At 71.8% G+C, this 25,609-nt stretch carries 28 protein-coding genes and 1 pseudogene; 16 read left to right on the forward strand and 13 right to left on the reverse strand.

The window, feature by feature from the left end:
* The first annotated feature begins 41 nt into the window (after positions 1–41).
* From OG542_RS36770 to OG542_RS36790, 5 genes are all read left to right on the forward strand, one after another.
* A complete protein-coding gene (locus tag OG542_RS36770; protein ID WP_328416678.1) occupies positions 42–1,325 on the forward strand; it encodes an ABC transporter substrate-binding protein in 1,284 nt (427 codons plus the stop codon).
* The gene (locus OG542_RS36775) at positions 1,322–2,260 is read left to right on the forward strand and encodes a carbohydrate ABC transporter permease (protein ID WP_328416680.1); all 939 of its coding nucleotides are present in this window, start codon (positions 1,322–1,324) and stop codon (positions 2,258–2,260) included. Before OG542_RS36770 ends, OG542_RS36775 begins: the two co-directional genes overlap by 4 nt.
* Positions 2,257–3,117 carry a carbohydrate ABC transporter permease gene (locus OG542_RS36780; RefSeq protein WP_193478622.1) on the forward strand — a complete coding sequence of 287 codons (861 nt, stop codon included), beginning with the start codon at positions 2,257–2,259 and terminating at the stop codon, positions 3,115–3,117. Before OG542_RS36775 ends, OG542_RS36780 begins: the two co-directional genes overlap by 4 nt.
* Positions 3,118–3,122: 5 nt before the next feature.
* A complete protein-coding gene (locus OG542_RS36785; RefSeq protein ID WP_328416682.1) occupies positions 3,123–3,716 on the forward strand; it encodes a hypothetical protein in 594 nt (197 codons plus the stop codon).
* 116 nt (positions 3,717–3,832) lie between these two features.
* Positions 3,833–4,285 (forward strand): phospholipase, encoded by a 453-nt coding sequence (locus tag OG542_RS36790; RefSeq protein ID WP_328416684.1) that lies wholly within the window; start codon positions 3,833–3,835, stop codon positions 4,283–4,285.
* Between the two features lie 105 nt (positions 4,286–4,390).
* Here the strand turns inward: OG542_RS36790 and OG542_RS36795 are convergent, their stop codons facing one another.
* Positions 4,391–5,089, reverse strand: coding sequence for a phosphatase PAP2 family protein (locus OG542_RS36795; protein WP_311129811.1), 699 nt, complete (start codon positions 5,087–5,089; stop codon positions 4,391–4,393).
* A 132-nt stretch (positions 5,090–5,221) separates the two neighbouring features.
* On the opposite strand from OG542_RS36795, the gene OG542_RS36800 reads away from it, so the two are divergent.
* Positions 5,222–5,878 (forward strand): class I SAM-dependent methyltransferase, encoded by a 657-nt coding sequence (locus OG542_RS36800; RefSeq protein ID WP_311129810.1) that lies wholly within the window; start codon positions 5,222–5,224, stop codon positions 5,876–5,878.
* A gap of 12 nt (positions 5,879–5,890) precedes the next feature.
* On the opposite strand, the gene OG542_RS36805 is transcribed toward OG542_RS36800, so the two are convergent.
* The gene (locus OG542_RS36805) at positions 5,891–8,143 is read right to left on the reverse strand and encodes a heavy metal translocating P-type ATPase (protein ID WP_328416688.1); all 2,253 of its coding nucleotides are present in this window, start codon (positions 8,141–8,143) and stop codon (positions 5,891–5,893) included.
* A 2-nt stretch (positions 8,144–8,145) separates the two neighbouring features.
* Positions 8,146–8,358, reverse strand: a complete 213-nt coding sequence (locus OG542_RS36810; protein WP_311129808.1) for a heavy-metal-associated domain-containing protein — start codon at positions 8,356–8,358, stop codon at positions 8,146–8,148.
* A gap of 191 nt (positions 8,359–8,549) precedes the next feature.
* Between OG542_RS36810 and OG542_RS36815 the strand changes: the two genes are divergently transcribed.
* The gene (locus OG542_RS36815; RefSeq protein ID WP_328416692.1) at positions 8,550–9,512 is read left to right on the forward strand and encodes a hypothetical protein; all 963 of its coding nucleotides are present in this window, start codon (positions 8,550–8,552) and stop codon (positions 9,510–9,512) included.
* Between the two features lie 83 nt (positions 9,513–9,595).
* On the opposite strand, the gene OG542_RS36820 is transcribed toward OG542_RS36815, so the two are convergent.
* Positions 9,596–11,413 (reverse strand): glycoside hydrolase family 15 protein, encoded by a 1,818-nt coding sequence (locus OG542_RS36820; RefSeq protein ID WP_311129806.1) that lies wholly within the window; start codon positions 11,411–11,413, stop codon positions 9,596–9,598.
* Positions 11,414–11,495: 82 nt separating this feature from the next.
* Positions 11,496–11,858, reverse strand: a pseudogene (locus OG542_RS36825) (DeoR family transcriptional regulator); the annotation flags it as partial.
* A gap of 102 nt (positions 11,859–11,960) precedes the next feature.
* On the opposite strand from OG542_RS36825, the gene OG542_RS36830 reads away from it, so the two are divergent.
* Both OG542_RS36830 and OG542_RS36835 read left to right on the forward strand, forming a co-directional pair.
* On the forward strand, positions 11,961–12,842 hold the full coding sequence (locus OG542_RS36830; RefSeq protein WP_328416694.1) for an SIS domain-containing protein: 882 nt from the start codon (positions 11,961–11,963) through the stop codon (positions 12,840–12,842).
* Between the two features lie 36 nt (positions 12,843–12,878).
* Positions 12,879–13,733 carry a class II fructose-bisphosphate aldolase gene (locus OG542_RS36835; RefSeq protein ID WP_328416696.1) on the forward strand — a complete coding sequence of 285 codons (855 nt, stop codon included), beginning with the start codon at positions 12,879–12,881 and terminating at the stop codon, positions 13,731–13,733.
* A 34-nt stretch (positions 13,734–13,767) separates the two neighbouring features.
* On the opposite strand, the gene OG542_RS36840 is transcribed toward OG542_RS36835, so the two are convergent.
* The gene (locus OG542_RS36840; RefSeq protein WP_328418257.1) at positions 13,768–14,901 is read right to left on the reverse strand and encodes a methyltransferase; all 1,134 of its coding nucleotides are present in this window, start codon (positions 14,899–14,901) and stop codon (positions 13,768–13,770) included.
* 68 nt (positions 14,902–14,969) lie between these two features.
* Here OG542_RS36840 and OG542_RS36845 point away from each other — a divergent pair, with 68 nt between their 5' ends.
* From OG542_RS36845 to OG542_RS36860, 4 genes are all read left to right on the forward strand, one after another.
* The gene (locus OG542_RS36845) at positions 14,970–15,614 is read left to right on the forward strand and encodes an alpha-ketoglutarate-dependent dioxygenase AlkB family protein (protein WP_328416698.1); all 645 of its coding nucleotides are present in this window, start codon (positions 14,970–14,972) and stop codon (positions 15,612–15,614) included.
* A gap of 36 nt (positions 15,615–15,650) precedes the next feature.
* Positions 15,651–16,889, forward strand: a complete 1,239-nt coding sequence (locus OG542_RS36850; protein WP_328416700.1) for an ROK family protein — start codon at positions 15,651–15,653, stop codon at positions 16,887–16,889.
* A 114-nt stretch (positions 16,890–17,003) separates the two neighbouring features.
* Positions 17,004–17,894, forward strand: a complete 891-nt coding sequence (locus tag OG542_RS36855) for an NAD(P)-dependent oxidoreductase (protein ID WP_328416702.1) — start codon at positions 17,004–17,006, stop codon at positions 17,892–17,894.
* Between the two features lie 12 nt (positions 17,895–17,906).
* A complete protein-coding gene (locus OG542_RS36860) occupies positions 17,907–18,329 on the forward strand; it encodes a PPOX class F420-dependent oxidoreductase (protein ID WP_311129800.1) in 423 nt (140 codons plus the stop codon).
* Positions 18,330–18,347: 18 nt separating this feature from the next.
* On the opposite strand, the gene OG542_RS36865 is transcribed toward OG542_RS36860, so the two are convergent.
* The 3 genes from OG542_RS36865 to OG542_RS36875 are packed head-to-tail and all read right to left on the reverse strand — an operon-like array spanning position 18,348 to position 20,405.
* Entirely contained in the window at positions 18,348–19,256 is a 909-nt protein-coding gene (locus OG542_RS36865; RefSeq protein ID WP_328416704.1) for a phosphotriesterase family protein, read from the reverse strand.
* Positions 19,253–19,831, reverse strand: coding sequence for a DUF4865 family protein (locus OG542_RS36870; protein WP_328416708.1), 579 nt, complete (start codon positions 19,829–19,831; stop codon positions 19,253–19,255). The genes OG542_RS36865 and OG542_RS36870 overlap by 4 nt, the downstream gene beginning before the upstream one ends.
* Positions 19,832–19,841: 10 nt before the next feature.
* Entirely contained in the window at positions 19,842–20,405 is a 564-nt protein-coding gene (locus tag OG542_RS36875; protein ID WP_328416710.1) for a TetR/AcrR family transcriptional regulator, read from the reverse strand.
* A gap of 185 nt (positions 20,406–20,590) precedes the next feature.
* Here OG542_RS36875 and OG542_RS36880 point away from each other — a divergent pair, with 185 nt between their 5' ends.
* Positions 20,591–20,878, forward strand: coding sequence for an SHOCT domain-containing protein (locus OG542_RS36880; protein WP_328418259.1), 288 nt, complete (start codon positions 20,591–20,593; stop codon positions 20,876–20,878).
* On the forward strand, positions 20,871–21,167 hold the full coding sequence (locus OG542_RS36885) for a hypothetical protein (protein WP_328416712.1): 297 nt from the start codon (positions 20,871–20,873) through the stop codon (positions 21,165–21,167). The genes OG542_RS36880 and OG542_RS36885 overlap by 8 nt, the downstream gene beginning before the upstream one ends.
* A 281-nt stretch (positions 21,168–21,448) precedes the next feature.
* Here the strand turns inward: OG542_RS36885 and OG542_RS36890 are convergent, their stop codons facing one another.
* The gene (locus tag OG542_RS36890; protein ID WP_344985267.1) at positions 21,449–21,985 is read right to left on the reverse strand and encodes an ATP-binding protein; all 537 of its coding nucleotides are present in this window, start codon (positions 21,983–21,985) and stop codon (positions 21,449–21,451) included.
* A gap of 183 nt (positions 21,986–22,168) precedes the next feature.
* On the reverse strand, positions 22,169–22,492 hold the full coding sequence (locus OG542_RS36895) for a hypothetical protein (RefSeq protein ID WP_328416714.1): 324 nt from the start codon (positions 22,490–22,492) through the stop codon (positions 22,169–22,171).
* Positions 22,493–22,888: 396 nt separating this feature from the next.
* On the opposite strand from OG542_RS36895, the gene OG542_RS36900 reads away from it, so the two are divergent.
* Positions 22,889–24,013, forward strand: a complete 1,125-nt coding sequence (locus tag OG542_RS36900) for a PLP-dependent cysteine synthase family protein (RefSeq protein ID WP_311129794.1) — start codon at positions 22,889–22,891, stop codon at positions 24,011–24,013.
* A 16-nt stretch (positions 24,014–24,029) separates the two neighbouring features.
* On the opposite strand, the gene OG542_RS36905 is transcribed toward OG542_RS36900, so the two are convergent.
* Together OG542_RS36905 and OG542_RS36910 are read right to left on the reverse strand one after the other, a co-directional pair.
* Entirely contained in the window at positions 24,030–24,497 is a 468-nt protein-coding gene (locus OG542_RS36905; protein ID WP_328416716.1) for an SRPBCC family protein, read from the reverse strand.
* A gap of 62 nt (positions 24,498–24,559) precedes the next feature.
* Positions 24,560–25,390 carry a DeoR/GlpR family DNA-binding transcription regulator gene (locus OG542_RS36910; RefSeq protein ID WP_261682160.1) on the reverse strand — a complete coding sequence of 277 codons (831 nt, stop codon included), beginning with the start codon at positions 25,388–25,390 and terminating at the stop codon, positions 24,560–24,562.
* Positions 25,391–25,609: the final 219 nt, after the last annotated feature.

Consider the following 25,609-nt stretch of genomic DNA (forward strand, 5'->3'; position numbering starts at 1 on the left):
GGGCCAACAGAAAACCCGAGGAGAGGAGAGGTGACCTCGGCATGCCCACACACAGGACAAAGGGGTTCTGCGCGTCGGCCGCCGCACTGGCACTGTGCGCCGTGCTGGCAGGCTGTTCAGGACCCGGGGAAACCGTCGGTGGCGGCAAGGTCGTGCTGCGCTACACGTGGTGGGGCAACCCCGACCGCGCGGAACGCACCGAGCAGGCCGTCGCGCTGTTCGAGAAACAGCACCCGAACATCGACGTGACGACGTCGTTCTCCGGCTACGACGCCTACAAGCAGAAGCTCGCCACCCAGGCCGCCGGCGGTGACGCGCCGGACGTGATGCAGCTGGACTACCGCCAGATCGACCAGTACGCCTCCGGCGGTGTGCTGCTCGACCTGGCGAAGCAGAAGTCCGTACTGCGCACCTCCGAGATCGACCAGGGACTGCTCGGCACCGGCCGCGTGGACGACGTCCAGTACGCGATCCCGCAGGGCCGCGGCACCGAGACCGTCGTCTACGACGTCGCGACCTGGAAGAAGTCGGGCGTCCCGCTCCCCGGCGAGAGCTGGACCTGGAGCCAGTGGGCCGACACCATGCGCGCCTTGGCGAAGAAGACCGGCAAGCCCGGGGCGACCGACCCCGGCTGGAGCGAGGACTCCTTCGAGGTCTGGCTGCGCGGCAGGGGCAAGGCTCTCTACACCGAGGACGGCCGTCTCGGCTTCACCGCCGGCGACCTCACCCGCTGGTGGACCTTCACCGACGGGCTGCGCCGCGAGGGCGCCGTCTCGCCCGCCGAGCAGACCACACAGCTCGACGGTTCCGTCGAGAACACCCCTCTGGGGCGCGGCAAGTCCGTCACCGACGCCAACTGGGACGCCCCGGCGAGCGGTTTCCTCGCCCTCGTCCCGACCGGCGTTGCCCTCGCCCCCATGCCGTCCGGCGAGGACGGCACACCCGGCCAGTACTTCAAGCCGTCCATGTTCCTCGGCGTCTCGGCCAACACCGGTCACCCCAAGGAAGCGGCACAACTGGTCGACTTCATGATCAACGACCGGCAGGCCGCGAAGATCCTCGGCGCGAGCCGCGGCATACCCGTCAACGAGACCATCCGCGACGCGGTCGGCCCGGAGCTGAAGGACTTCGACAAGACCATCGCCGACTTCCAGACGTCCCTCGACGGAAAGCTCAAGGACCCGCCCCAGGCGCCGCCCTCGGGCGACAACGCACTGCAGTCCACCTTCCAGCGCGACTACGACCAGGTGTCCTACGCGCGCATGTCGCCCCGCGAGGCGGCCGAGAACTACGTCACCGAGGCGAAGGCGGAGCTGAGGTCATGACCACCACCGCGATCCCCCCGGAGGCGAAGCCCGCCCCCGCCTCCGCCCCGAAGCGCCGCCCCAAGCGCGAACGCGAGGGCGCCGCCTGGGTGTTCCTGTCCCCGTGGGTGCTCGGCGCGACCGTCCTGACGCTGCTGCCGATGGCCGTGTCGCTGTACCTGTCGTTCACCGACTACGACCTGTTCAACCCGCCGAAGTGGGTCGGTCTGCGCAACTACGTGCAGATGTTCACCGAGGACCCGCGCTACTGGCGCTCGGTCGTGACGACGGTGACGTACGTCGTCATCGCCGTGCCCCTGCAACTGGCCCTCGCCCTCGCCGTGGCGCTGGCCCTGAAGGGCATGAAGCGCGGCAAGGGCTTCTACCGCTCCGCCTTCTACGCGCCCTCTCTGCTCGGCGCGTCGATGTCCATCGCCCTGGTCTGGCGGGCGGTCTTCAACGACGGCGGCACGGTGGACAACCTGTTCGGCACCGGCGGCTGGGTCAACAAGCCCGGCTACGCGCTGCTGGCCGTCGCGCTGCTGACGGTGTGGCAGTTCGGCGCGCCGATGGTCATCTTCCTCGCCGGGCTCCAGCAGATCCCCGCCGAGCTGTACGAGGCGGCGGCGGTGGACGGGGCGAGCAAGTGGCGGCAGTTCCTGTCGGTCACCGTGCCGATGCTGTCCCCGGTGCTGTTCTTCAACCTGGTCCTGCAGACCATCCAGGCATTCCAGGTGTTCACGCCCGCCTTCGCGGTCAGCGCGGGCAAGGGCGGTCCGGCCGACTCGACCCTCGTCTACACCATGTACCTCTACGACCGAGGCTTCGTCGCCTCCCATATGGGCTACGCCTCCGCCATGGCCTGGGTGCTGCTCGTCGTGATCGGCATCGTCACGGCGGTGCTGTTCCGTACCTCGCGATCCTGGGTCTTCTACGCCTCCGAGGGGGACCGATGACCTCTACGACCGTTACACACAGGCCCGTTCGCTGGGGCCGTGTCGCCGTGCACCTCGGCTGCCTGGCCGCGCTGCTGGTCATGCTGTACCCGCTGGCGTGGCTGCTGGCCACCTCGCTCAAGCCCGCCGACGAGGTCATCGCGAGCCTCAACCTGCTGCCCAGCCGCCTGGAGTGGTCGAACTACTCCACCGCCCTGGACGGCGTCAACGACGTCTCCATCTGGCGGCTCCTCGGCAACTCCCTGCTGATCGCGGGCGGCGCGGTCCTCGGCAACGTCATCAGCTGCTCGCTCGCCGCCTACGCCTTCGCCCGCCTCAGGTTCCGCTTCCGCGGGCCGCTGTTCGCCTTCATGATCGCCACGATCATGCTGCCGCACCACGCGGTGCTGATCCCGCAGTACATCATCTTCAACCAGCTCGGTCTGGTGAACACCTACTGGCCGCTGATCCTGCCGAAGTTCCTCGCCACCGAGGCGTTCTTCGTGTTCCTCATCGTGCAGTTCATGCGCGGCCTGCCGCGCGAGCTGGAGGAGGCGGCCCGGATCGACGGCTGCGGTCCCTTCCGCAGCTTCTTCCAGGTCGTGCTGCCGCTCACCCGGCCGGCCCTGATCACCACGGCCATCTTCACCTTCATCTGGACCTGGAACGACTTCTTCACGCAGCTCATCTACCTCTTCGACCCGGACAAGTTCACGATCACCCTCGCGCTGCGCTCCTTCGTGGACGCCTCCAGCACCTCCGCGTTCGGCCCGATGTTCGCGTTGTCGGTGATCGCGCTGCTGCCGATCGTGCTGTTCTTCCTCGCCTTCCAGCGCTTCCTGGTGGAGGGCATGGCCAGCTCCGGAGTCAAGGGGTGAGCGGGATGCCGACACGTGGGGACGGTGAAGTGTTCGGGCCGCGCATGGCCCTGTTCGCCGACGTGCTGAGCGTCGGCCTGGCCACGGCGGCGGCCTGTCTGCCGCTGGTGACCGCACCGGCCGCGCTGTCGACGGCCTGTGCGGTACTGCGCGGCGCGGGACAGGACCGGCCCGTCACGGCGGGGAGGTACTTCGTCCTGCTGCGGCGGCGGCTCCGGGCCGGTGACCTGCTGGCGGGAGGGGCCGCGCTGGCGGGTCTGCTGCTGCTCGCGGCCGACCTAACGCTGGCCGGGGCCGGGCTGCCGGGGGCGCCGATGTTCGCGGTCGCCGCCGCCGCCATCGGCGCCTGCGCGGCGGTCGTCGGCCTGCGGGCCTGCGGACGCCCCGAGTCGCTCACCGACTGGCGCGCGGCGTTGCGCGCGGCCGCCCGGGACGCCGTGGCGGACGTGGGCGGCAGCGCGCTGGTCCTGCTCGCCGTGGCTACGGCCGCGCTGTGCGCCTGGATGCTGCTGCCCCTGGCCTTCCTGGCGCCGGGACCGCTGGCCCTCGCGCTCACGGCCGTCGACGTACGCCGGTCGGCCGCCGTTCTCGTTCAATAGCCAAGAATTAAGGGGCCATTGGGGCACCTCAGGTGTGAGCACCCCGAGGAGGTGGTCATCCTCTTGTCATGGACCTGCGGCTCGATCGGCGGGCCGCGGCCTCATGGAGGTGTGGGATGCACCGAAGACTCGCCACCGGTCTTGCCGCCTCAACCCTGTCCCTCGTCACCGTCGTCGGCACCGCGACCCTCGCGAGTGCCGCCCCCGCCGACAAGCCCCAGGTGCTCGCGAGCTGGACGCAGACCAGTGCGTCGAGTTACAACACCTGGGCAGCCGCCCGCGCGAACCAGGCCGCCTGGGCCGCGTACGCCTTCGACTGGTCGACCGACTACTGCTCCTCGTCGCCGGACAACCCGTTCGGCTTCCCCTTCTCGATGTCCTGCGCCCGCCACGACTTCGGCTACCGCAACTACAAGGCCGCGGGCACCTTCAGTGCCGACAAGTCCCGTCTCGACAGCGCCTTCCACGAGGACCTCAAGCGGATCTGCGCGGCCTACACCGGCGGCACGAAGAACGCCTGCGACAGCACGGCGTGGACGTACTACCAGGCGGTGAAGGCCTTCGGCTGAGGGCCTGCCGGTCGCTCGGAAGCCGGGCGCGGGGCGGCAAGCCTCACGCCCGGCCGACCGCCTCAACGGCCTGCGGAACCGATGCAGATCCGCAGGCCGACGGCCTCAACGGCCTGCGGAACCGATGCTGATCCGCGGCCACGAACGGGCCGCCGTCAGGAGCGCCTGAGTCCGCGCCGACGGAGTGGCCGCTGCCGCGGCCAGGGCCGCTGCGGCGCTCGCGATGCCGAGGACCGCGCCGGCGGCCACGTCGCCCGGATAGTGCACGCCCGTGTGGATGCGGGAGTAGCCGACGGCGCTCGCCAGCGCCCCGAGCGGCACTGCGGCGGGCGGCAGGACCACACCGACGGCGGTGGCGAACGCGACCGCCGACGCCGTGTGCCCGGACGGGAACGAGGCCGACGTGGGCATCCGGACATGCCGGTCCACCGTCACCCGGGCCGCCTCCCGGTCCGGCCGGGCCCGGCGCACCAGGCGCTTGCCGAGCAGGTTGGCGGAGGCCGACGCGACGGCGATCGCCCCGACGCCGACGAGCGCGGCCCGGCGTGGACGCTTCCCGCCCAGCGCCAGGGTGGCGGCGATGCCGAACGAGATCTTGGAGTGGTCGGCCGCGTGCGACAGATGGCGCAGCGTCCGGTCGAGGGTGGGCGTGGGGGTGGCGGCCACCGCCGCGTACAGCGCTCCGTCCACGGCCCTGAGATCGCCGAGTACGGCGGCCAGGAGCCGGCCGGGTCCGCTCGCGGGCTTCCCTCCGCTCGGCAGCGGACGGGGGGCGTCCGCGTCTGTGATCGTCGGATCGGTCATGTGCTTCTCCCCGCAGTGGCCTTTCCCCAGCAAGGTACCGGCTCATGCCGGGCGCACGCTCGGCGCCCCCGCGGGCCGGTACCCGCTGAGTGCCCATGTCGGGCCACTGAACCCGTCTGCTGTACTGAGGGCATGACGTCCCTGTCACGCGGGGTCCTGCGCGCACTCGAACGTTTCCACGCCGCCCATCCCTGGGACCACAACGCCCACTTCCACCGCTGGATCCTGCGGCGGCTCCCCAGGCGTGTCGGGAGCGCCCTGGACGTGGGATGTGGCAGCGGCGATCTCGCCCGGCTGCTGGCCACCCGCGCCGAGCGGGTGCACGGGGTCGATGCCGACCCGGCGATCACGGCCCGGGCACGAGAGCTGACCCCCACGGCGGTCCCGGTGACGTACGCGGTGGCCGACGCGCCGGCCGGGCTTCCCGACGGTCCGTACGACGTCATCACCTGCGTCGCCGTGGTCCACCACCTGCCGTTCACCCGGGCACTCGAAGCCTTCCGCGACCGTCTGGCCCCCGGCGGCACTCTGGTCATCGTCGGTGTGTCCCGGGAGCGGACGCCCGCCGACCACCTGCTCTCGTTCGCGTCCATACCGCTCAACCTCGTCATGGCCCTGCTCAAGAACCGGGGTCGCCCGGCGCCTCACCCGGTCTCGATGACGGCCCGCACACGTCCGGCGGGCATGACCTCCCGGGAGATCGTCCGCGAGGCCCGGACCGTCCTGCCCGGTGCCCGCCTGCGCCGCCGCCTGTTCTGGCGCTACACGCTGGTGTGGCGCAACCGCTGACTCCAGACCGCCTCAGCCCGCGGCGCGGAACGTGCGCAGCCGCAGCGAGTTGCCGACGACGAAGACCGAGGAGAAGGCCATGGCCGCCCCGGCGATCATCGGCGTGAGCAGTCCGGCCGCGGCCAGCGGCAGGGCCGCCACGTTGTAGGCGAAGGCCCAGAACAGATTCGAGCGGATGGTGCCCAGGGTGCGGCGGGAGAGGCGGATGGCGTCCGCCGCGGCCCGCAGGTCGCCCCGCACGAGGGTCAGGTCCCCGGCCTCGATCGCGGCATCCGTCCCGGTGCCCATGGCCAGTCCGAGATCGGCCTGGGCGAGGGCCGCCGCGTCGTTGACACCGTCGCCGACCATCGCCACCGAACGGCCCTCGGCCTGGAGCCGCTTGACGACCTCGACCTTCTCCTGCGGGAGCACCTCGGCGACGACATCCTCCGGAGCGATACCGACCTCGCGGGCGACCGACCGGGCCACCGCCTCGTTGTCGCCGGTCAGCAGGATGGGGGTCAGACCGAGAGCACGCAGCCGGCCGACCGCCTCCGCGCTCGTCTCCTTCACCGCGTCGGCGACCTCCAGCACCGCACGCGCCTCACCGTCCCAGGCGACCGCGATGGCGGTGCGCCCGGCGCCCTCGGCCGCCGCCCTGGCATGGGTCAGGCTCTCCGGCAGCTCCATCGCCCAGTCGGCCAGCAGCCGCTCCCGCCCGACGAGCACGGCGTGGCCCTCGACGACGCCCTGGACGCCGAGCCCGGGCACATTGGCGAAGTCCTCCGGCGTGGGCAGCGCGCCGCCCAGCTTCTCCAGCGCCCCGTCGGCGACGGCACGGGCGATCGGGTGCTCGGAGGAGTGCTCCAGTGCCCCGGCCAGCCGCAGCACCTCGGCCTCGTCGGTGCCCTCGGCGGTGTGCACGGCCAGCAGGGTCATACGGCCGGTGGTGACGGTGCCGGTCTTGTCGAGGACGACGGTGTCGACCCGGCGTGTGGACTCCAGGACCTCCGGGCCCTTGATGAGGATGCCGAGCTGGGCGCCCCGTCCGGTGCCGACCATCAGCGCGGTCGGCGTGGCCAGGCCGAGGGCACACGGGCAGGCGATGACGAGGACGGCGACCGCGGCGGTGAAGGCGGCCGTCAGACCGGAGCCGTTGCCGAGCCAGAAGCCCAGCGTGCCCAGCGCGAGGGCGATCACGACCGGCACGAACACGGCGGAGATCCGGTCCGCGAGCCGCTGCGCGGCGGCCTTGCCGTTCTGCGCGTCCTCCACCAGCCGGGCCATGCGGGCCAGCTGGGTGTCGGCACCGACCCGTGTGGCGCGCACGACGAGCCGCCCACCGACGTTGATCGTGGCGCCCGTGACCGGGACGCCGGTTCCGACCTCCACCGGCACGGACTCGCCGGTGAGCATCGAGGCATCGACGGCGGAGGAGCCCTCGACGACCGTCCCGTCGGTGGCGATCTTTTCGCCGGGCCGGACCAGGAAACGGTCACCGACCCTCAACTCCGTGACAGGCACGGTCTGTTCACTGCCGTCGGCCCGCAGCACGGTGACGTCCTTCGCGCCCAGCTCCAGCAGCGCCCGCAGCGCCGCCCCCGCCTTGCGCTTCGCACGGGCCTCGAAGTGCCGCCCGGCCAGCAGGAAGGCCGTCACGCCCGCGGCGGCCTCCAGGTAGATGTTCCCGGCGCCGTCCGTGCGCTCGATGGTCAGCTCGAAGGGGTGCGTCATGCCCGGCGTGCCCGCGGTGCCGAAGAACAGCGCCCACAGCGACCACAGGAACGCGGCCGAGGTGCCCACCGAGATCAGCGTGTCCATGGTGGCCGCGCCGTGCCGCGCGTTGGTGAAGGCCGCCTTGTGGAAGGGCCACGCCGCGTAGGTCACGACAGGCGCGGCCAGCGTGAGAGACAGCCACTGCCAGTACTCGAACTGCAGCGCCGGGATCATGGCCATGGCCACGACGGGAACCGCCAGCACCACGGCCGTGACCAGCCGCTCGCGCAGCGGACGGAGTTCGTCGGTCTCCTCGGGCTCGGTGTTCCGCTCGGGCGGTGCCGGTTCCTGGGCGGTGTACCCGGTCGCCTCGACGGTGGCGATCAGATCCCCGACCGAGACGTCACCGGAGTAGCTGACCTTCGCCTTCTCCGTCGCGTAGTTGACGGTGGCGGTGACCCCGTCCATGCGGTTGAGCTTCTTCTCGATGCGCGCCGCGCAGGAGGCACAGGTCATGCCTCCGATGGCGAGCTCCACTTCGGCGCCGGTGCCGATCGTCCCGGTGGCCATGGTCAGACCCGCCCGGTCAGCTCGTAGCCGGCCTCGTCGACGGTCTCCGCGATCACGGCGTCGTCGGGCTCGGCGGCACTGGTGACGGTGACGTGTCCGGTGCCGAGATCGACGTCGACGCCGCTGACGCCGTCCAGCTCGCCGATGGCCTTGGTCAGCGTGGCCTTGCAGTGACCGCAGGACATTCCGGCGACGGCGTAGGTGGTGGCGGGCATGGGGTGCCTCCTCTGTGTGCTGCGAAGAATACGGGGCGGGGGTATCCCTTCACCGAGTTCATGTATACCCCTGAGGGGTATAGGATGCAAGCGTGAGAATGACTTGACTTGGTACCCCCCAGGGGTATGGTGAACTGCATGGAGGCCCCGCATCCGAGCGGAAGGCCCGGTATCTGAAGGAGCCGACGGCCATGAACACCGGACTGAGGATCACCGCCTTCGCCGCCGCGCTGGCCGCGACGTTCGGCACGGCCTACGGCGTCGGCCAGGGCATCGACCCCGTCGTCGCCGACACCCCGCCGAAACACGAGGACGAGCACACCCGGCCCGCACCGGAGCCGGAGGAGAGCGGCGGCCACGCCGGACACGAGACACCCCCGGTCGGCGGACTCCAGATCTCCGAGGACGGCTACACCCTCGACCTCGAGACCCCGCGGGTCACCGCCGGGCAGAGGGCCGACCTGCGCTTCACCGTCCGGGACGGCAGCGGCCGTGCCGTCACCGCCTACGAGCGCGAACACGAGAAGGAGCTCCACCTCATCGTGGCCTCACGCGACCTGGTCACCTACCGCCACCTGCACCCGACCCGCGCCGCCGACGGCACCTGGAGCACCCCCGTCGACCTGCCCCGCGCGGGCGGCTACCGCGTCTTCGCCGACTTCACCCCGGCGAAGAAGGACGCCCGGAACCTCACCCTCGGCGCGGACCTCGCCGCTTCCGGCCCGTACCGGCCGAAGGAACTGCCCGCACCGAGCGGCACGGCCAGGACCAGCGGCTACGCGGTCAAGCTGGCCGGCGCCCTGCGCCCGGGCAAGGCGAGTGAACTGAAACTGAAGGTCTCCCAGGCCGGCAAGCCCGTCACCGACCTCCAGCCCTACCTCGGCGCATACGGCCACCTGGTCGCCCTGCGCTCCGGCGATCTCGCCTACCTCCATGTCCACCCGAACGGCGAACCCGGCGACGGCAGCACCAGGCCCGGCCCGGACATCTCGTTCACGGCCACGGCGCCCAGTGCCGGTTCCTACCGCCTGTTCCTCGACTTCAAGCACGAGGGAAAGGTCCACACGGCCGCGTTCACCGTCCGGGCCGGCGGGGCGGCGACTGCCGAATCCGGTACCCCCGCGGGGCATGCGGACAACGGCCACGGGCACTGAGCCCTAGAAGGCTGATGAAGATCTTGGGTTCTGGCCCTGCCGCGTCAGCGGCAGGGCCAGAACCCAAGATCTTCATCAGCCTTCTAGCCGAGCGCCCGGTCCAGGTTGAAGGCCGCGCTGATCAGCGCCAGATGTGTGAACGCCTGCGGGAAGTTGCCCTGCTGTTCTCCGGTGTGGCTGATCTCCTCGGCGTACAGCCCGAGATGGTTGGCGTACGTCAGCATCTTCTCGAAGGCCAGGCGCGCCTCGTCGATCCGGCCGGCGTGCACCATGGCCTCCACGTACCAGAACGAGCAGATGGAGAAGGTGCCCTCGTCACCGCGCACGCCGTCCGGACTGGACTGCGGGTCGTAGCGGTAGACCAGCGAGTCCGACACCAGCTCCTCGGTCAGGACGTCCAGCGTCGAGAGCCACTTGGGATCCGTCGGGGCGATGAACTTCGTCAGCGGCATCATCAGCACGGCCGCGTCCAGCACGTCACCGTCCTCGTGCTGGACGAAGGCCCGACGCTCCTCGGACCAGCCCCGGCTCATGATCCGCCGGTAGATCGTGTCGCGGCACTGCCGCCAGTACGGCAGGTCGGCGGGCAGACCGCGCCGGTTGGCCATCCGGATGGCACGCTCGATCGCCACCCAGCACATCAGCCGCGAGTACAGGAAGTTCTTGCGGCCGCCCCGGGTCTCCCAGACCCCCTCGTCGGGCTGGTCCCAGTGCGCGCACACCCAGTCCACCAGCGCGCACACGTCGTCCCACTGACCGCTGGAGATGGGCTTGGCCCACTTGTCGTAGAGGTAGATGGAGTCGATCAGCGCGCCGTAGATGTCGAGCTGGAGCTGGTCGGCCGCCGCGTTGCCGACCCGTACCGGTGCGGAGCCCTCGTGGCCCTCCAGGTGGTCGAGGGTGCGTTCGGGCAGGTCGGTGCGCCCGTCGATGCCGTACATGATCTGCAGCGGGCCGGAGTGCTTGCCGTCGCCCGGGCTGATGTGCCGGGTCACGAAGTCCATGAACGCCTCGGCCTCGCCGGTGAAGCCCAGCCGCAGCAGGGCGTAGACGCAGAACGCCGCGTCACGTACCCACACGTACCGGTAGTCCCAGTTGCGTTCGCCGCCGAGCCGCTCGGGCAGGCTCGTCGTCGGCGCGGCCACGATCGCCCCGGTCGGCGCGTACGTCAGCAGTTTCAGCGTCAGGGCCGAGCGGTGCACCATCTCCCGCCAGCGGCCCCGGTACCGTGACGCCGCCAGCCAGCGCCGCCAGTACGCCACCGTCGCCGCGAACTGCTCCTCCGCCTCAGTGCGCGCACACCGGCGGGGCGTCACGTCGCCGCCGACCTTGTCCAGCGCGAACACCGCGGACTCGCCCTCGCCGAGCTTGAAGTCGCCCCGTACGTCCGGCCCGTCCACCTCCAACGGCACGGTCGAGGTCAGTGCCAGCGCCAGCGCGTCGGTCTCGAAGACCGCCGTCTCACCGGTCAGCCGGACGGTGTGCGACCGTGCGCCGTAGTCGAACCGGGGAGCCACGCGCGTGCGGAACGGGATGGAGCCGCGCACGCACACCACCCGTCGGATCAGCCGGTGCCGCTCGGCCTCGGCCGACTCGCCGTCCAAGGGCATGAAGTCCTGCACCTCGCCGACGCCGTCCTCGGTGAAGAACCGGGTGATCAGGACGTTGGTGTCGGGGAAGTAGAACTGCTTGGTCCGCGCCGGCACGGTCGCCGCCAGTTCGAAGCAGCCGCCGCGCTCCGCGTCCAGGATCGAGGCGAACACGCTGGGCGCGTCGAAGGCCGGGCAGCAGTACCAGTCGATCGTGCCGTCGGTCCCGACCAGGGCCACGCTGCGCAGGTCGCCGATCAGCCCGTGCTCGGCGATCGGCAGATACCGCCGGCCGTCCGTTGTACCCCGCATGGCAGCCTCCCTGCCCTGGCGAGCGCCTGGGTTTCAGCTTAGGCCCGCGAAAGAAACGGGGCCGGGTGTCACACCGTGACGCCCGCAGCCCGGCCTCCTCGAAGCGCCGCAGTGTCTCCGCCTCGGCCGCCGTGTCCGTGACCAGCGTGTCCACCGCCTCGGCCGCGCAGATCCGGGCGAACCCCCGCTGCCCCGGCTTGCTGGAGTCGGCGGCCACGACCACGTGCTCCGCGCGCTCGCACAGCAGCCGGTTCCGCCACCGCCTTCGCGATGCGCTGCTTCTCGGAGGCGTGCCGGGCCGTCTTGCAGCGCAGCGGCAGCTCGTACGACACGCCGTGCACGACCGCGCCGCCCCGGGGGCGCACCAGCATCTGCTGCTCGGCCAGCGGCCGTCGAAGTCGCGGCGGATCGTAGCGGCCGACACCCCGAGCTCCCCCGCCGCTTCTGGATCTCCGGGCGACCCTAACGCACCCGATCTCGCCTGATGCTTGATGTTGCTTGAAAGGTGGCGATATCTTGCAGGAACAATCAGAGTGAAGGGTGCGGCATGACGCATGTCGAGGATGAGCTGATCAGCCAGCCCGAGTGCTGGACGCGCGCGGCGTCGGATGCGGCGGGGTACGCGGAGGCATTGCCGGCGGCGGGGGAGCGGGTCGCGATCGTCGGCTGCGGCACCTCGTACTTCATGGCGCAGGCCGCCGCGGCCCTGCGCGAGGACGCGGGCCAGGGCGAGACCGACGCGTTCGCCGCCTCGGAATTCCCGTACGGCAGGGGCTACGACCGGGTCGTCGCCCTCACCCGCTCCGGCACCACGACCGAAGTCCTCGGCCTGCTCGGCCGGTTGAAGGGCCGCACCCGCACCACCGCGATCACCGCCGACCCGGACACGCCCGTGATGAAGGCGGCCGACGAGCTCGCGGTGCTCGACTTCGCGGACGAACGCTCCGTCGTACAGACCCGGTTCGCGACCACCGCCCTCACCCTGCTCCGCGCCCATCTGGGACTTCACTCCGACACGGCTGTCACCGACGCGCGCACGGCCCTGGCGGAGCCCCTGCCCGAAGGCCTGGTGGAATGCTCCCAGTTCGCCTTCCTGGGCCGCGGCTGGACCGTCGGCCTGGCCAACGAGGCCGGGCTGAAGATGCGCGAGGCCGCGCTGGCCTGGGCCGAGGCCTACCCGGCGATGGAGTACCGGCACGGGCCGATCAGCGTCACCACCAGCGGCACCGCGACCTGGATGTTCGGGGACGCGCCGGAGGGTCTCGCCGAACAGGTGCGCGGCACGGGCGCGTTGTGGATCGCCGGAGCCCTGGACCCGCTCGCCGAACTCGTCCGCGCCCAGCGGCTCGCCGTGGCGGTCGCCGCCGCACGCGGCCTCGACCCGGACAGCCCACGCCATCTCACCCGCTCGGTGATCCTCGCTCACTGACCTCGGTGATCCTCGTTCACTGACCCTGGAGGCACCGTGCCCCTCACCACCACCGGCGAGCTCGTCACCCGCGCCGCCGCGGCCCGCTCGGCCGTCGCCTCGTTCAACGTCATCACGCTGGAACACGTCGAGGCCGTCATCGCGGGTGCCGAGTCCGTGCATGCCCCCGTCGTGCTCCAGGTCAGCGAGAACGCGGTCAAGTTCCGCGGCGGGCAGCTCCTCCCGCTCGCCCGCGCGGCCGTCGCCGCGGCCGAACGCGCCACCGTACCGGTCGCGTTGCACCTCGACCACGTACAGAGCGACGCCCTGCTGTACCAGGCGGCGGAGGCCGGCTTCAGCTCCGTGATGTACGACGCGGCCCGGCTGCCCTACGCGCAGAACCTCGCCACGACCCGGGCGGCCGTCGACTGGGCACACGCGCAAGGGCTCTGGATCGAGGCCGAGCTGGGGCAGATCGGCGGCAAGAACGGCCGGCCCCCGCTGGACGCGCACGCCCCCGGCGCCCGCACCGACCCCGACGAGGCCCGGGCCTTCGTCGCCGACTCGGGGGTGGACGCCCTGGCCGTCGCCATCGGCAGCGCCCACGCCATGACCACCCGCACCGCGACCCTCGACCACGCCCTCCTCAAACGCCTGTCGGCCGCACTCGACGTCCCGCTCGTCCTGCACGGCTCCTCCGGCGTCCCGGACGACGAACTCACCGCTGCCGTCGCCGGCGGCATCGCCAAGGTCAACATCGGCACGGCCCTGAACATCGCGCTGACCGGCGCCATCCGGGACTTCCTCGCCGAGCGCCCCGAGGCCGTCGACCCGCGCGGTTACCTCACGGTGGCGCGAGAGGCCATGACACGGGCGGTGGCCAGAGCCCTCCGGACCCTAGGGGCCTTCTGATGGATCTCCGCAGGAGAAGGCCCCCTAGGCCCGGCTACCGCTTGACGGCCTTCAGCACCACGAACTTCGGGTCGCCGGCGACCAGTCGGCTGTTGCCGAAGATCCGCCGTAGCGTGACGTGGTAGCCCAGATGCCGGTTCCCGATCACCCACAGCTCGCCGCCCGGCCGCAGCGCGCGCCGCGCCCCGGCGAACATCCGCCGGGCCGTGGCGTCCGTCGTCGCCTGGTGGGAGTGGAACGGCGGGTTGTTGAGGACCAGGTCGACACTGCCCGACGGCACGCCGGCCAGCCCGTCGCCGACCCGGAACTCGGCGTGCCCCGGCACCCCGTTCGCCTTGTACGTCGCCTCCGCCGAGGCCACGGCCTGGAACGACTCGTCCACGAAGAGCACCTCGGCCTCCGGGTCGGCCAGCGCCACCGCCGTACCGACCACGCCGTTGCCGCACCCCAGATCCACCACCCGCCGGCCGCCCCGGCCGCTCGGCAGATGACCGAGGAAGAACCGGGTACCGATGTCGAGCCGGTCGGCGCAGAAGACACCCGCGTGGTTGACGACGGTGCCTCCCGCGGCCGGGCCGATGCCGTCCGGCAGCGTGTAGACGTACGGCCATGGGCTGGCGGGCCGCTCCAGCGCGGGATCCGGCGTGCAGAAGATCAGCCGGGCCTTCTTCTCGGCGAGCGAGGTGCGGGTCGGACCGAGGATCCGCTCGAACAACTGGAGCGTCGAGGTGTGGATCTCCTTCACCATCCCCGTGCCCACGACGACCGTCCCCGCGTGCACGGCCGGCGCCAGCCGCAGCAGCTGGTCCTCCAGCAGCGCAAGGCTCTTCGGTACCCGCACCAGGAGGACGTCGACGCGGTCGGGCGGCGGATCCTGCGTGGTGAGCAGCCGGACCGCGCCGGGCTCGACGCCGTGCCGCGCCAGGTTGGCCCGGGTCGCCTCCTGGGTCAGGTGGGAATCCGTGATCTGCGTCGGCCGGTGCTCCGCGAGTGCCGTCACCAGCGCGCCCCACCGGTCCCCGACGGCCACGACCGTGCCCGACAGCGGGACCCGCTCCCGCGCCAGATGCCTCAGCACGTACTCGTCGGAAGCGTCCCAGGCACGCAGCCTGTCACGCGGATCCTCGGGGAAACGGGTCAGCGCGAACTCGCCCCAGGGCGTCGTCATACGGTCGTTCATCGTGCGTCAAGGCTAGCCGAGCCGCAGCTCAGGCCGTGTCGGGCAGGATGGGAAGCATGGACGGCGAGCTCTTCCCCAGGGCCCGGACGCAGGTGGCGCCCGGCGCGGTGCACATACCGGACTGGCTGGACGCGGAACACCAGCGCACGCTGCTCGACGCCTGCCGCGAGTGGGCCCGCCCACCCGCCGGGCTGCGTACGGTCCGCACACCCGGCGGCGGCACGATGACCGCCCGGCAGGTCTGTCTGGGCTGGCACTGGTACCCGTACGCCTACGCCCGCACGGTGGCCGACGGCGACGGCGCCCCGGTCAAGCCGTTCCCCGAGTGGCTGGGTGAGCTGGGCCGCCGAGCGGTGCGGGACGCGCTGGGCGACCCGGAGACGGTGGAGTACGACATCGCGCTGATCAACTTCTACGACAGTGATGCCCGCATGGGCATGCACCGCGACAGCGACGAGAAGTCGGACGCGCCGGTGGTGTCGCTGAGCCTCGGCGACACCTGCGTCTTCCGTTTCGGCAACACCGGGACCCGCACCCGGCCCTACACCGACGTCGAGCTGCGCAGCGGCGACCTGTTCGTCTTCGGCGGCCCGTCCCGGCTCGCCTACCACGGCGTTCCCCGAGTGCACGGGGGCACGGCACCGCCCGGGCTTGGCCTGTCCGGACGGCTCAACGTCACGCTCCGGGTCAGCGGTCTGTAGGCCGGCGGCCCGGCGGATCATGGGAGACTCGCCCTCATGAGCGGGAAGGCGGACCCCCGGCAGGCGGGGGATGGGAGCACCTCGAGGACGCGGCTGGACCGGGGGCGCGGAGCGCTCGGGCCCGCGCTGGAACTCGTGCACACCGGACGCGCGCCGACCCGGGCCGTCCTCACCGCCGAGCTCGGAGTGACCCGGGCGACGGCCGGCGCGGTCGCCGCCGAGCTCGAGGCGCTCGGACTGATCAGGGTCGACGCCCGGCCCGGTGCGGCGGCCGGATCGCAGGGCAGGCCCTCGCACCGGCTGGCCGTCGCCGAGAACGGCCCCGTCGCGCTCGCCGCGCAGGTGCACGCCGACGGATTCCGGGCGGCACTGGTCGGGCTTGGCGGCCGGATCGTCGCCACCGCGCCCGGCTGCGAGGTCGTCGACGCGGACCCGGCGAAGGTACTCGCCTCCGTGGTCATGGCGGGCGCCGAACTGCTGCGCGAGACGGGACGCCGATGCGTGGGCGCGGGTCTCGCCGTCCCGTCCGCGGTCGCCGAACCCGAGGGACTGGCGCTCAACCCGCTCCACTTGGCCTGGCCCGCGGGCGCGCCCGTCAGGGACATCTTCGCCGAGCAGGTGCGCGCGGCCGGCATCGACGGACCCGCCTTCGCCGCCAACGACGTCAACCTCGCCGCGCTCGCCGAGCACCGGCACGGCGCCGGCCGAGGTGCCCGCGACCTGCTGTGCGTGGCCACCGGCCACCGTGGCGTCGGCGGTGCGCTCGTCCTGGACGGCCGCCTCCACAGGGGCAGTTCAGGCCTCGCACTCGAGGTCGGACACCTCACCGTGCACCCCGAGGGCCGCTCCTGCCACTGCGGCAGCCGCGGCTGCCTGGACGTCGAGACCGATCCGCTGGCCTTCCTCACGGCGGCGGGCCGCGACCCGGGCCCCGAGGTGTCCTTGCTCCAGCAGTCCATCGACCTGGTCCGCCACCACTACGACGACCCCGGCGTACGCACCGCCACCGAGGCCCTCATCGACCGGCTCGGCCTCGGACTCGCCGGCCTGGTCAACATCCTCAACCCGGACCGCATCATCCTCGGCGGCCTCCACCGCACCCTCCTGGCCGCCGACCCCGACCGCCTCCGTGCGGTCGTCGCCGACCGCAGCCTCTGGGGCCAGAGCGGCGGCGTCCCCATCCTCCCGTGCACCCTCGACCACAACAGCCTGGTCGGCGCGGCGGAACTGGCGTGGCAGCCGGTACTGGACGATCCCCTCGGGGCGCTGACCTAGAGGCGCGTTCTGCGGAGGCGTGCCCGCGCCGCTCCCGGGAAGGCGTGACCCGAGCGGGCAGGCTGGCTCGGAGGCAGTACGCCCGCACCGCACCACCGAGGAAGTTGACGCGTAATGACCGACAAGCTCACCGTGAGCGTCCTGGGCACCGGCATCATGGGCGCAGCCATGGCCCGTAACCTCGCCCGCGCCGGACACGCCGTCCGCGCCTGGAACCGCACGCGTGCCAAGGCCGAGCCGCTGGCCGCCGAGGGCGTGCAGATCCTCGACACGCCCGCGCAGGCGGTGCGGGACGCCGACGTCGTCCTGACCATGCTCTATGACGGTCCGGCCGCCCTGGAGACGATGCGCGAGGCCATCCCGGCCCTGCGTCCCGGCATGGTGTGGGTGCAGTCCACCACCGCAGGAATCGAGGGCATCGCCGATCTGGCCGCCTTCGCCCGCGAGCACGGCCTGGTCTTCTACGACGCGCCCGTCCTGGGCACGCGTCAGCCCGCCGAGGCAGGGCAGCTGACCGTGCTCGCCGCCGGCCCCGCCGACGGGCGGGACAGGGTGACGCCGGTCTTCGACGCCGTCGGCGCACGCACCGTTTGGACCGGAGAGGACGGGGCGGCGGGTGGTGCCACCCGGCTGAAGCTGGTCGCCAACAGCTGGGTTCTCGCCGTCACGGCCGCCGCCGGTGAGGCCCTGGCGCTGGCCAAGGCCCTCGATGTCGACCCACACGGTTTCTTCGACCTCGTCGCCGGCGGCCCGCTCGACATGGGCTATCTGCGCGCCAAGTCCGAGCTGGTCCTCGACGGCCGGCTCACGCCGCCCCAGTTCGCGGTGAGCACCGCCGCCAAGGACGCCCGCCTGATCGTCAAGGCCGGTACGGAGAACGGCGTCCGCCTGGACGTCGCCGAGGCGGCCGCCGCCCGTATGGAGCGTGCCGCCGCCCAGGGCCACGGCGACGAGGACATGGTCGCCGCCTACTTCGCCAGCTTCGACGAGAAGCCCAACTCCTAGGAGGTTCCTTTCATGTCCAAGCCGCCGCTGCCGCCCGAGGCCGACGCCCTGCTGAGCCGGCCCAACCCGTGCGTCATGGCCACGCTGCGCTCCGACGGCACTCCCGTCTCCACCGCCACCTGGTACGTGTGGCAGGACGGCCGTGTCCTGATCAACCTCGACGAGGGCCGCGTACGCCTCAAGCACCTGCGCCGCGACCCGCGCGTCACCCTCACCGTCCTCGCTGGCGACGACTGGTACACCCACGTCACCCTCATCGGCCGGGTCACCGAGATGTACGACGACGAGGGCCTGGCCGACATCGACCGCCTCGCCCGGCACTACATCGGAAAGCCCTACCCGGACCGCGCCCGTCCCCGGGTCAGCGCCTGGATCGAGGTCGACCGGTGGCACGGCTGGGGCGAGCTGAAGGACAGTGACCAGGCCGGAGGCTGAGGCCGGCGACCACGCCGGTCAGCGCCACTTCACCGCGAACGCCCGGCCCGGGTTCTCCATGAGGATCCGCCCCACCAGGTCCTCGCCCACGGCGTGGACCAGCCGGGGCCGCACCCGGCGCAGCAGATACGGCATCCCCGGGCCGCCGCCCACCGAGCGGGCGGCGGCCGTGGTGGTGTCCGCGCCCAGCAGCATCCGGTCACCGAACCCGGCATCGGCGAGGGCCCGTACGGCGTCCGGCATCCGCCAGTCCGTGGCGTGATGGGCGTGTGACGGGCCGTCGAAGGCCAGATAGCAGCCGGACTCCGCCACCTGCCGGTGCACCACGAGGTCGGGGGAGCGGTTGAGATGCCCGAGCACCACACGGTGCGGCGGAACCCCCAACTCCCCGCACAGCAGGTCCAGTACGTCGAGCGCGCCCGTGCCCAGCTCCAAGTGCACGGCGATGGCCGCCCCCGTGGCGTGATGCGCCTCGGCCGCCGCCGCCATGGTCCAGCGGGCGTGCGCGTCCAGGGCGTGGAAACCGCCCGCGACCTTGACGAGCCCCGCACGTACCCCCGACGCCCCGATGCCCTCGGTGAGTTCGGAGACGAAGACGTCGGCGAGCCGGCCCCGCAGCCCCGTGAGCGTGTCGTCGTCGTAGTGCACGGCCTGGTGCAGACCCGTCGCGGCGACCACATGCACGCCGGTCTCGCGGGACAGCGGCGGCAGATCGGCGGCCCGCCGCCCGAGCCCGTACGGCGTCCACTGCACCACGGCCCCGCCGCCCTGTTCCCGGAACGCGGCCAGCTCCGCCCGCGCCGCCGTCACGCTGCGCAGCTCCTGGCCGGGCAGCCGGGGACTGCCGAAGAACAGATGGTCGTGGGCGTCGCACACACCCAGGTCTCCAGGGGGCACGTCCCCCAGCACCGTGCGTATCGCGCTCACCACTGGCGCCCCTGGGGCAGCCGGTCCCGGCCGGGCGCCGACAGGTGCAGCACCTCGAACACGTCACCGTCGGCCTTGGGCGTGTCGTGCTCCCAGAGCGAGAAGTGCACCAGCTCCCACCGGCTCGTGTCGACGGCGGTCGCCGCGAGCAGGGCCCCGTCCTCCGCCGCCAGGCGCCGGGCCTCGCCCACCGCGTCCGCCACCACCTCCGCCAACACCCCCTCATCGGGGACCGGTCGGCGGTGCCGCACCGCGCACCGTGCCTGAGACCCGCCTCCTTCCTCGTACGCGAGCCCCGTCCACTGTCGAACGGACGGTCGCCCGAAGTCGTCACCGAGCCGCTGGAACCCACCGCCCCACAGGAAGGAGTTCATGCCTTCCACGGTGTTCCACAGGTAGAAGGGCGCGTACTGATTGACCGGCGAGCCGCGCAGACCGCGCTCGCGCATCAGATAGGCCTTGAGCCCGAGGCCGTCCCAGTCGTCGAGCAGCCGCCCCACACGGGCGACACGGTCGCGGATGACGCCCATGTCGTAGTCGGCCGGCAGGGTGAGTTCGTACTGCATGGCATGCACGGAGACCTCCTCAGGCGGGATGGGGTGCCAGCAGCGAGAGGAGCCCCCGCACCCCCGCGTCGAACGTGGCGGGGGAGCCGGAGGCGCGGGCGAGGACATAACCGCCCTGGACAGTGGCCACGACCGCCGCCGCGATCTCCTGGCCGTCCAGCGAGGGCACGAACTGGCCCTGCTCCTTGCCCTCTTCGACGATTCCCGCGATTTGAGCGCGGATCCAGTCGAGCGTCTCCTCGACCGGCGCCCGAAGCTCGGCGCTGGCGATCACATCCGGGTCCATGGTCAGCCGGCCGATCGGGCAGCCCCGCAGCGCATCCCGCTCGCGCCGCAGATACGCCTCGACGCGCTCGTACGGCGTTCCGGGGCCGTCGAGTACTGCCTCGGCGGTAGCCCGCATCTCCTCGGCGGTCCGCCGGATCGCGGCCAGTGCGAGATCGGGCTTGCCCTTGAAGTGGTGGTACATGCTGCCCTGCCCGGCATCCGCGCGCTCCAGGATCGCCTTGGGGCTGGTGCCCACGTAGCCGCGCTCCCACAGCAGCTCGCGGGTGGACTCGATCAGCCTTTCCGAGGTGCTCATTTCCCTAATGTACATACCAGTAGTTACAGAAGTCGAGGCCGCCGGAAGCCCCCGGGGCGTGCTCGCCTGCTCCCGACGGAGTACGCACAGTGCCGCTGGCTGTACGACGACCGGAGGCCCCTCTCCGGGTGACTCTCGGAAGCGAGACGCATACCTGCGTCGCGGCGACCGAGGAGTTGGACGACATGCAGACCCTGGCGAACTTCGGTGACGGCGGGCCCGGCCCGTGGATCCTGTTCATCCCGTTGATCTGGGCGCTGGTGATCGGCGGCGGCATCATGCTGCTGCGCCGCACCGTGTGGCGCGGACGCCGGGGCGGCCCCTGGCGCCAGCCCGCCGTCGAGAACGGCTCGCCCATCGCCGTGCTCGGCCACCGCTTCGCCTCCGGCGAGATCGACGAGGACGAGTACTGGCGCCGGCTGGCGGTGCTGAATGAGGAGTTCGGGCGCTCGGCCAAGGGCGGTGGTGCCTGAGCGTTCCGACCCCGCACAACCACATCGCCGCAGGGCGGACGTCCTCACCACGGCGGAGGAAGGCGTGACCCTGCCCGGCCTCTTGGTCGCCCGCGTCGGTCTTGAGCGCCGCAACCGGGCGAAGTCTCTGGCCCGTCACATGGCGCCGGAGGACGCGCGGTCGCCGCTCGGCGACCGCACCCCGCCCTGCGGTCTCGCCGCCCTCGCACCGGGACGACGGGCGGACGCAGGACCTCCTCGTGCCCGCCGCCGGCACCGCCGTGGCCGCGCCGCCGAACGCGACTGGTAGGGCATCACGTCGCAGAACGGCCGACCGGTCGTCGACCAGGCGGTCACCCACCGCGTCGAGGGCGCCAACGCCGATGTATCCAGGACTGGGACGCCGCCCCCGGTCAGGGCGCGGGCAGCATCGACGCCTTCGCACCGGCGGCCCGCATCCGCCGCGCGGACAAGGCGGACGCCCGCTGAGCGGGGCCGCGGCCTCGCCACCGAGCGACGTAAGCCCCGGAGCCACGCCCGGCGGCGTACGTCCCGGCGGCAACCGCAGTGCGAAGGCTGGTCACCGCCCGGTCAACCGGCAACGGCGGACCGGGCGGGAGCATGGTCGGGCCGCAGCCCGTCGGCGGAGGGTCCGACCTCCGCGAACCTGCGCGCGGGCTTCTCATGGACCGCGCGGCGCGCCCGGAGCGATGGCGTCGCCACCACGGAGGTCGGCAGGGTGAACCACACGACCTTGCCGGACTCGCCGTCCGGCCGGACGCCCCAGCTCTCGCTCATGGCGGCCACCATCGCCAGCCCGCGCCCGCAGGTCGCCAGCGGCGCGATGTCCTGAGGATCCTCCACCACCGGCATCCGCGGGTCGTGGTCGTGCACCGAGACCATGAGCCGGTCGAGCAGCAGCTCTATCTCCACCGTGCATGTCTTGTCGGGCTGGGCATGCCGGTGGACGTTGGACAACAGCTCCGTCACGCCGAGCGAGGCCCGGTCGATCAGGGCGTCCAGATGCCAGTAGCGCAACTGCGCAGATACGATTCTGCGGACCTGGCCGATCCGCGACGGCAGAGCTTGAAGCTCCACCGTGCAGTGTCTGTTCGGGTAGCTGATCACGGCTGCGACTCCCCGACGTGAGGTCCGGAAGAACACGGAGTTCGGATCCAGCAGGGCGCCTACATGACACTGCCGCCCGCTGTCATGGCCGGCGGGCTGGTTCGCAGCGTTATCGCCGGTAAACCCAGAGTGACGTGAGACCAGAGTGACGCAGGGGGTGAGGTACCGCAACTCGCGGACATCTCAGTCGCCACGCCCCGCCGCTCGGCGCACGGCCTCGATGAATCGCCGTGCCGCGGGCGGCCCCGGCTCGCCCGGGGCGGGGTCGTGATCGCCCAGGGTGAGCAGGTACCGATTGCCGTTGAGATCCGCCGTGGCCCGGCCGTCGGGGCCGAACCAGGGCCTGGAGGCACGCACCGCCTGTACCGGCGCGCTGTCGATCTCACTGCCGTAACTGGTCAGCAGCTCGAGCCGGCCGTCGCTGATCCGGACCTGTCCGGCCCGGGTGAGCGAACGCAGCCGCTTCCCGATCCGCACGCCCGTGGCCCTGAACTCCGGCTCCGCCATGCCACCCGCCCCCTTGTGCGCGTCGGTGTACCGGCCGCGCTCCCCGCGGCGCCCGGTACGGGCTCGTGTCCTGATCCAGTGTGCCTCGGAAGCCTGCTCCGGCGGTGCGTCGTACCCCTGCCGGTACCCCGTGCGGGGCCTCGGTCCCGCGGTGAAGTCTGCCCGCGCCCGGCGTCGAGCACCAGTGCGTGGGACCCTCTCGCCGGGGGGCGCCCGCAGCACACACGCGAATGCGCCCCCGGGACCGCGCGCCCCCTTGCACCGGCCTCTGCCCCTGGGGGCGCTTTGGGGGGCTCAAAGATGCGTTTATGCAGGTGAGAAGCGTGCGGAAGCTGCATATCATCGAGGTGTCGGCCGCGCGACGTGCCGTCGGCGCGCAGCGTTAGGAGCACCCCAGTGAGCACTCCCCAGCAGACCCGGACCGGCGTGACCCTCGACGTCGACCACAGCGACGCCGGCTACCGTGCGTGGCTGAAAGAGGCCGTCCGCAGGGTCCAGGCGGACGCCAACCGCTCGGCCGACACACACCTGCTCCCGTTCCCCCTGCCGGAGCGTTGGGGCATCGACCTGTACCTGAAGGACGAGTCGACCCACCCCACCGGCAGCCTCAAGCACCGGCTCGCCCGCTCCCTCTTCCTCTACGGCCTGTGCAACGGCTGGATCCGGCCGGGCAGACCCGTGATCGAGGCCTCCAGCGGCTCGACGGCGGTCTCCGAGGCGTACTTCGCGAAGCTCATCGGCGTTCCCTTCATCGCCGTCATGCCGCGCACGACGAGCCCCGAGAAGATCCGCCTCATCGAATTCCACTCCGGACGGTGCCACTTCGTGGACGACCCTCGCACGATGTACGAGGAGTCCGCCCGTCTCGCGGCGGAGACCGGCGGCCACTACATGGACCAGTTCACCTACGCCGAACGGGCCACGGACTGGCGCGGGAACAACAACATCGCCGAATCCACCTTCCGTCAGCTGCGCCTGGAGCGGTATCCCGAGCCGGCGTGGATCGTCGCCACCGCGGGCACCGGCGGCACTTCCGCGACCCTCGCGCGCTACATCCACTACATGCAGTACGACACCCGCGTCTGCGTGGCCGACCCGGAGAACTCGTGCTTCTTCGACGGCTGGACCACCGGCGATCCGGATGTCACGTACGACTGCGGCTCCCGTATCGAGGGCATCGGCAGGCCCCGTATGGAACCGAGCTTCGTGACGGGCGCGATCGACCGGATGATGAAGGTGCCCGACGCGGCCAGTGTCGCCGCCGTACGGGCACTGGAGCGCGCCATCGGCCGCAAGGCGGGCGGCTCCACGGGCACGGGACTGTGGAGCGCGCTGAAGATCGTCGCCGAGATGGTGGCCGAGGGCCGGCAGGGGAGTGTCGTGACCTTGCTGTGCGACCCGGGGGACCGGTATCTCGACAAGTACTACTCGGACACCTGGCTGGCCGCCCAAGGGCTGGACATCGCGCCGTACACGGCCGCGATCGACTCGCTGCTGGAGACGGGCGTCTGGGCCGACTGAGACCAGGCCCGCCGCATCAGGCCGCCAGCCGCCGGTCCAGCGCCGAGACGGCATCCCGGAAGGCGCGCGCCTGGGCGGCCCGTATCGGCTTCATGGCGAGCCGGTACGCCGCCGTCCCGTCGGTGGCGAAGGTCCACCGCACCCGGGTGCCGTCGCCGGCCGGCGCGAGCCGCCACTCCTCGACGATCGCGCGCACCCCGGGCACGTTGGTGACGTCGACGCGGTAGGCGTACACCTCGGGTTCCTTCGCCACGATGACGGTCTCGCGGAACCGGACGCCCCCGGTGAGCGTGATGTCGCGGCCCGCACCCCCGTCGACCGGGCGGGCTGCCGTCACCTGGGGAAACCAGTCGACCCAGCCGGGCACGTCCTCGAGCGCACGGTAGACCGCCTCCACCGGAGCCGAGATCACCAGCGCGGAGACATGCCGCACGGGCGCGATCCCGGCGAAGTCGAGCCCGACCGGGCGCAGACGGTGAGCCATGGACGAAGCCCTCCTCGCACGGAACGGGCATGACCGGAAGCGTCACCATAGCTGGCGGCCCGTCAGATGTCTGCCCCTTCCTCGGGCTCCCCGGCCACCACCAGCCGCCGCAGATGCTCCACGACCACACCGCGCGCCTCGTCCGGCAGACCGGCGTCCGTCACCAGCGTGTCGATCCGCTCCAGCGAGGCGAACGAACTCAGGCCCACCTTGCCCCACTTGGTGTGGTCGGCGACCACCACCACCCGCCGGGCCGACTGCACGAGCCGCCGGTTCGTCTCGGCCTCCGCGAGGTTCGGCGTCGACAGACCGGCCTCGACCGATATGCCGTGCACACCGAGGAACAGCAGGTCGAAGTGGAGCGCCGCGATCGCCTGGTCGGCCACCGGCCCCACCAGCGAGTCGGAGGGCGTGCGCACACCGCCGGTCAGCACGACCGTGGCGGCGCCCTGCCGAGGGCCCGAGGTGCGCTGCGCGGCGTGGAAGACGTCCGCCACCCGCACCGAGTTGGTGACCACCGTCAGGTCCGGCACGTCCAGCAGCTGGTGCGCCAGCGCGAACGTCGTCGTTCCGCCCGACAGGGCGATCGCCGCGCCCGGCGCGACCAGCTTGGCCGCGGCCCGCGCGATGTCCTCCTTGGCGGTCAGCTCCAGGCCCGACTTGGCCTCGAAGCCCGGTTCGTGCGTACTCGCCTCGACCACCGGGACCGCACCGCCGTGCACCTTCTCCAGCACGCCCTGGCGGGCCAGCGCGTCGAGATCGCGGCGGACCGTCATGTCCGACACGCCGAGCTTGCGAGTCAGCTCGTTGACCCGGACACCGCCCCGGCGGCGGACCTCGTCGAGGATCAGGGATCGCCGCTGCTCCGCGAGGAGGTTCTGATTCTCGCTCACGTACGCTCCGGTCCTTTCGCCTTCAATGCCGTCCGACTCGCCCAGCACACCCGCCCCGACTAGGACATTCTCCCCGGGCTCCGGTGCGCGGACGTCTCATCCTCGCATGTCGCGGAGCCGCCGGCGCCACCGACCGCTCGTCGCGCACATGTCACTCCCGGCCCTTCTGTCGCTTCCCTGCATCACGGATCGGGGAGATTCCGTGACAGGAGGTGTACG

Source organism: Streptomyces violaceus (genome assembly GCF_036014075.1).
GTDB lineage: Bacteria > Actinomycetota > Actinomycetes > Streptomycetales > Streptomycetaceae > Streptomyces > Streptomyces violaceus.

Excerpts from the sequence above, each read along its gene's own strand:
- OG542_RS36770 (WP_328416678.1), top strand. The coding sequence starts at position 42 with ATGCCCACACACAGGACAAAGGGGTTCTGCGCGTCGGCCGCCGCACTG.
- OG542_RS36775 (WP_328416680.1), top strand. The coding sequence starts at position 1,322 with ATGACCACCACCGCGATCCCCCCGGAGGCGAAGCCCGCCCCCGCCTCC.
- OG542_RS36780 (WP_193478622.1), top strand. The coding sequence starts at position 2,257 with ATGACCTCTACGACCGTTACACACAGGCCCGTTCGCTGGGGCCGTGTC.
- OG542_RS36785 (WP_328416682.1), top strand. The coding sequence starts at position 3,123 with ATGCCGACACGTGGGGACGGTGAAGTGTTCGGGCCGCGCATGGCCCTG.
- OG542_RS36790 (WP_328416684.1), top strand. The coding sequence starts at position 3,833 with ATGCACCGAAGACTCGCCACCGGTCTTGCCGCCTCAACCCTGTCCCTC.
- OG542_RS36795 (WP_311129811.1), bottom strand. The coding sequence starts at position 5,089 with ATGACCGATCCGACGATCACAGACGCGGACGCCCCCCGTCCGCTGCCG.
- OG542_RS36800 (WP_311129810.1), top strand. The coding sequence starts at position 5,222 with ATGACGTCCCTGTCACGCGGGGTCCTGCGCGCACTCGAACGTTTCCAC.
- OG542_RS36805 (WP_328416688.1), bottom strand. The coding sequence starts at position 8,143 with ATGGCCACCGGGACGATCGGCACCGGCGCCGAAGTGGAGCTCGCCATC.
- OG542_RS36810 (WP_311129808.1), bottom strand. The coding sequence starts at position 8,358 with ATGCCCGCCACCACCTACGCCGTCGCCGGAATGTCCTGCGGTCACTGC.
- OG542_RS36815 (WP_328416692.1), top strand. The coding sequence starts at position 8,550 with ATGAACACCGGACTGAGGATCACCGCCTTCGCCGCCGCGCTGGCCGCG.
- OG542_RS36820 (WP_311129806.1), bottom strand. The coding sequence starts at position 11,413 with ATGCGGGGTACAACGGACGGCCGGCGGTATCTGCCGATCGCCGAGCAC.
- OG542_RS36830 (WP_328416694.1), top strand. The coding sequence starts at position 11,961 with ATGACGCATGTCGAGGATGAGCTGATCAGCCAGCCCGAGTGCTGGACG.
- OG542_RS36840 (WP_328418257.1), bottom strand. The coding sequence starts at position 14,901 with ATGACGACGCCCTGGGGCGAGTTCGCGCTGACCCGTTTCCCCGAGGAT.
- OG542_RS36845 (WP_328416698.1), top strand. The coding sequence starts at position 14,970 with ATGGACGGCGAGCTCTTCCCCAGGGCCCGGACGCAGGTGGCGCCCGGC.
- OG542_RS36850 (WP_328416700.1), top strand. The coding sequence starts at position 15,651 with ATGAGCGGGAAGGCGGACCCCCGGCAGGCGGGGGATGGGAGCACCTCG.
- OG542_RS36855 (WP_328416702.1), top strand. The coding sequence starts at position 17,004 with ATGACCGACAAGCTCACCGTGAGCGTCCTGGGCACCGGCATCATGGGC.
- OG542_RS36860 (WP_311129800.1), top strand. The coding sequence starts at position 17,907 with ATGTCCAAGCCGCCGCTGCCGCCCGAGGCCGACGCCCTGCTGAGCCGG.
- OG542_RS36875 (WP_328416710.1), bottom strand. The coding sequence starts at position 20,405 with ATGAGCACCTCGGAAAGGCTGATCGAGTCCACCCGCGAGCTGCTGTGG.
- OG542_RS36880 (WP_328418259.1), top strand. The coding sequence starts at position 20,591 with ATGCAGACCCTGGCGAACTTCGGTGACGGCGGGCCCGGCCCGTGGATC.
- OG542_RS36895 (WP_328416714.1), bottom strand. The coding sequence starts at position 22,492 with ATGGCGGAGCCGGAGTTCAGGGCCACGGGCGTGCGGATCGGGAAGCGG.
- OG542_RS36905 (WP_328416716.1), bottom strand. The coding sequence starts at position 24,497 with ATGGCTCACCGTCTGCGCCCGGTCGGGCTCGACTTCGCCGGGATCGCG.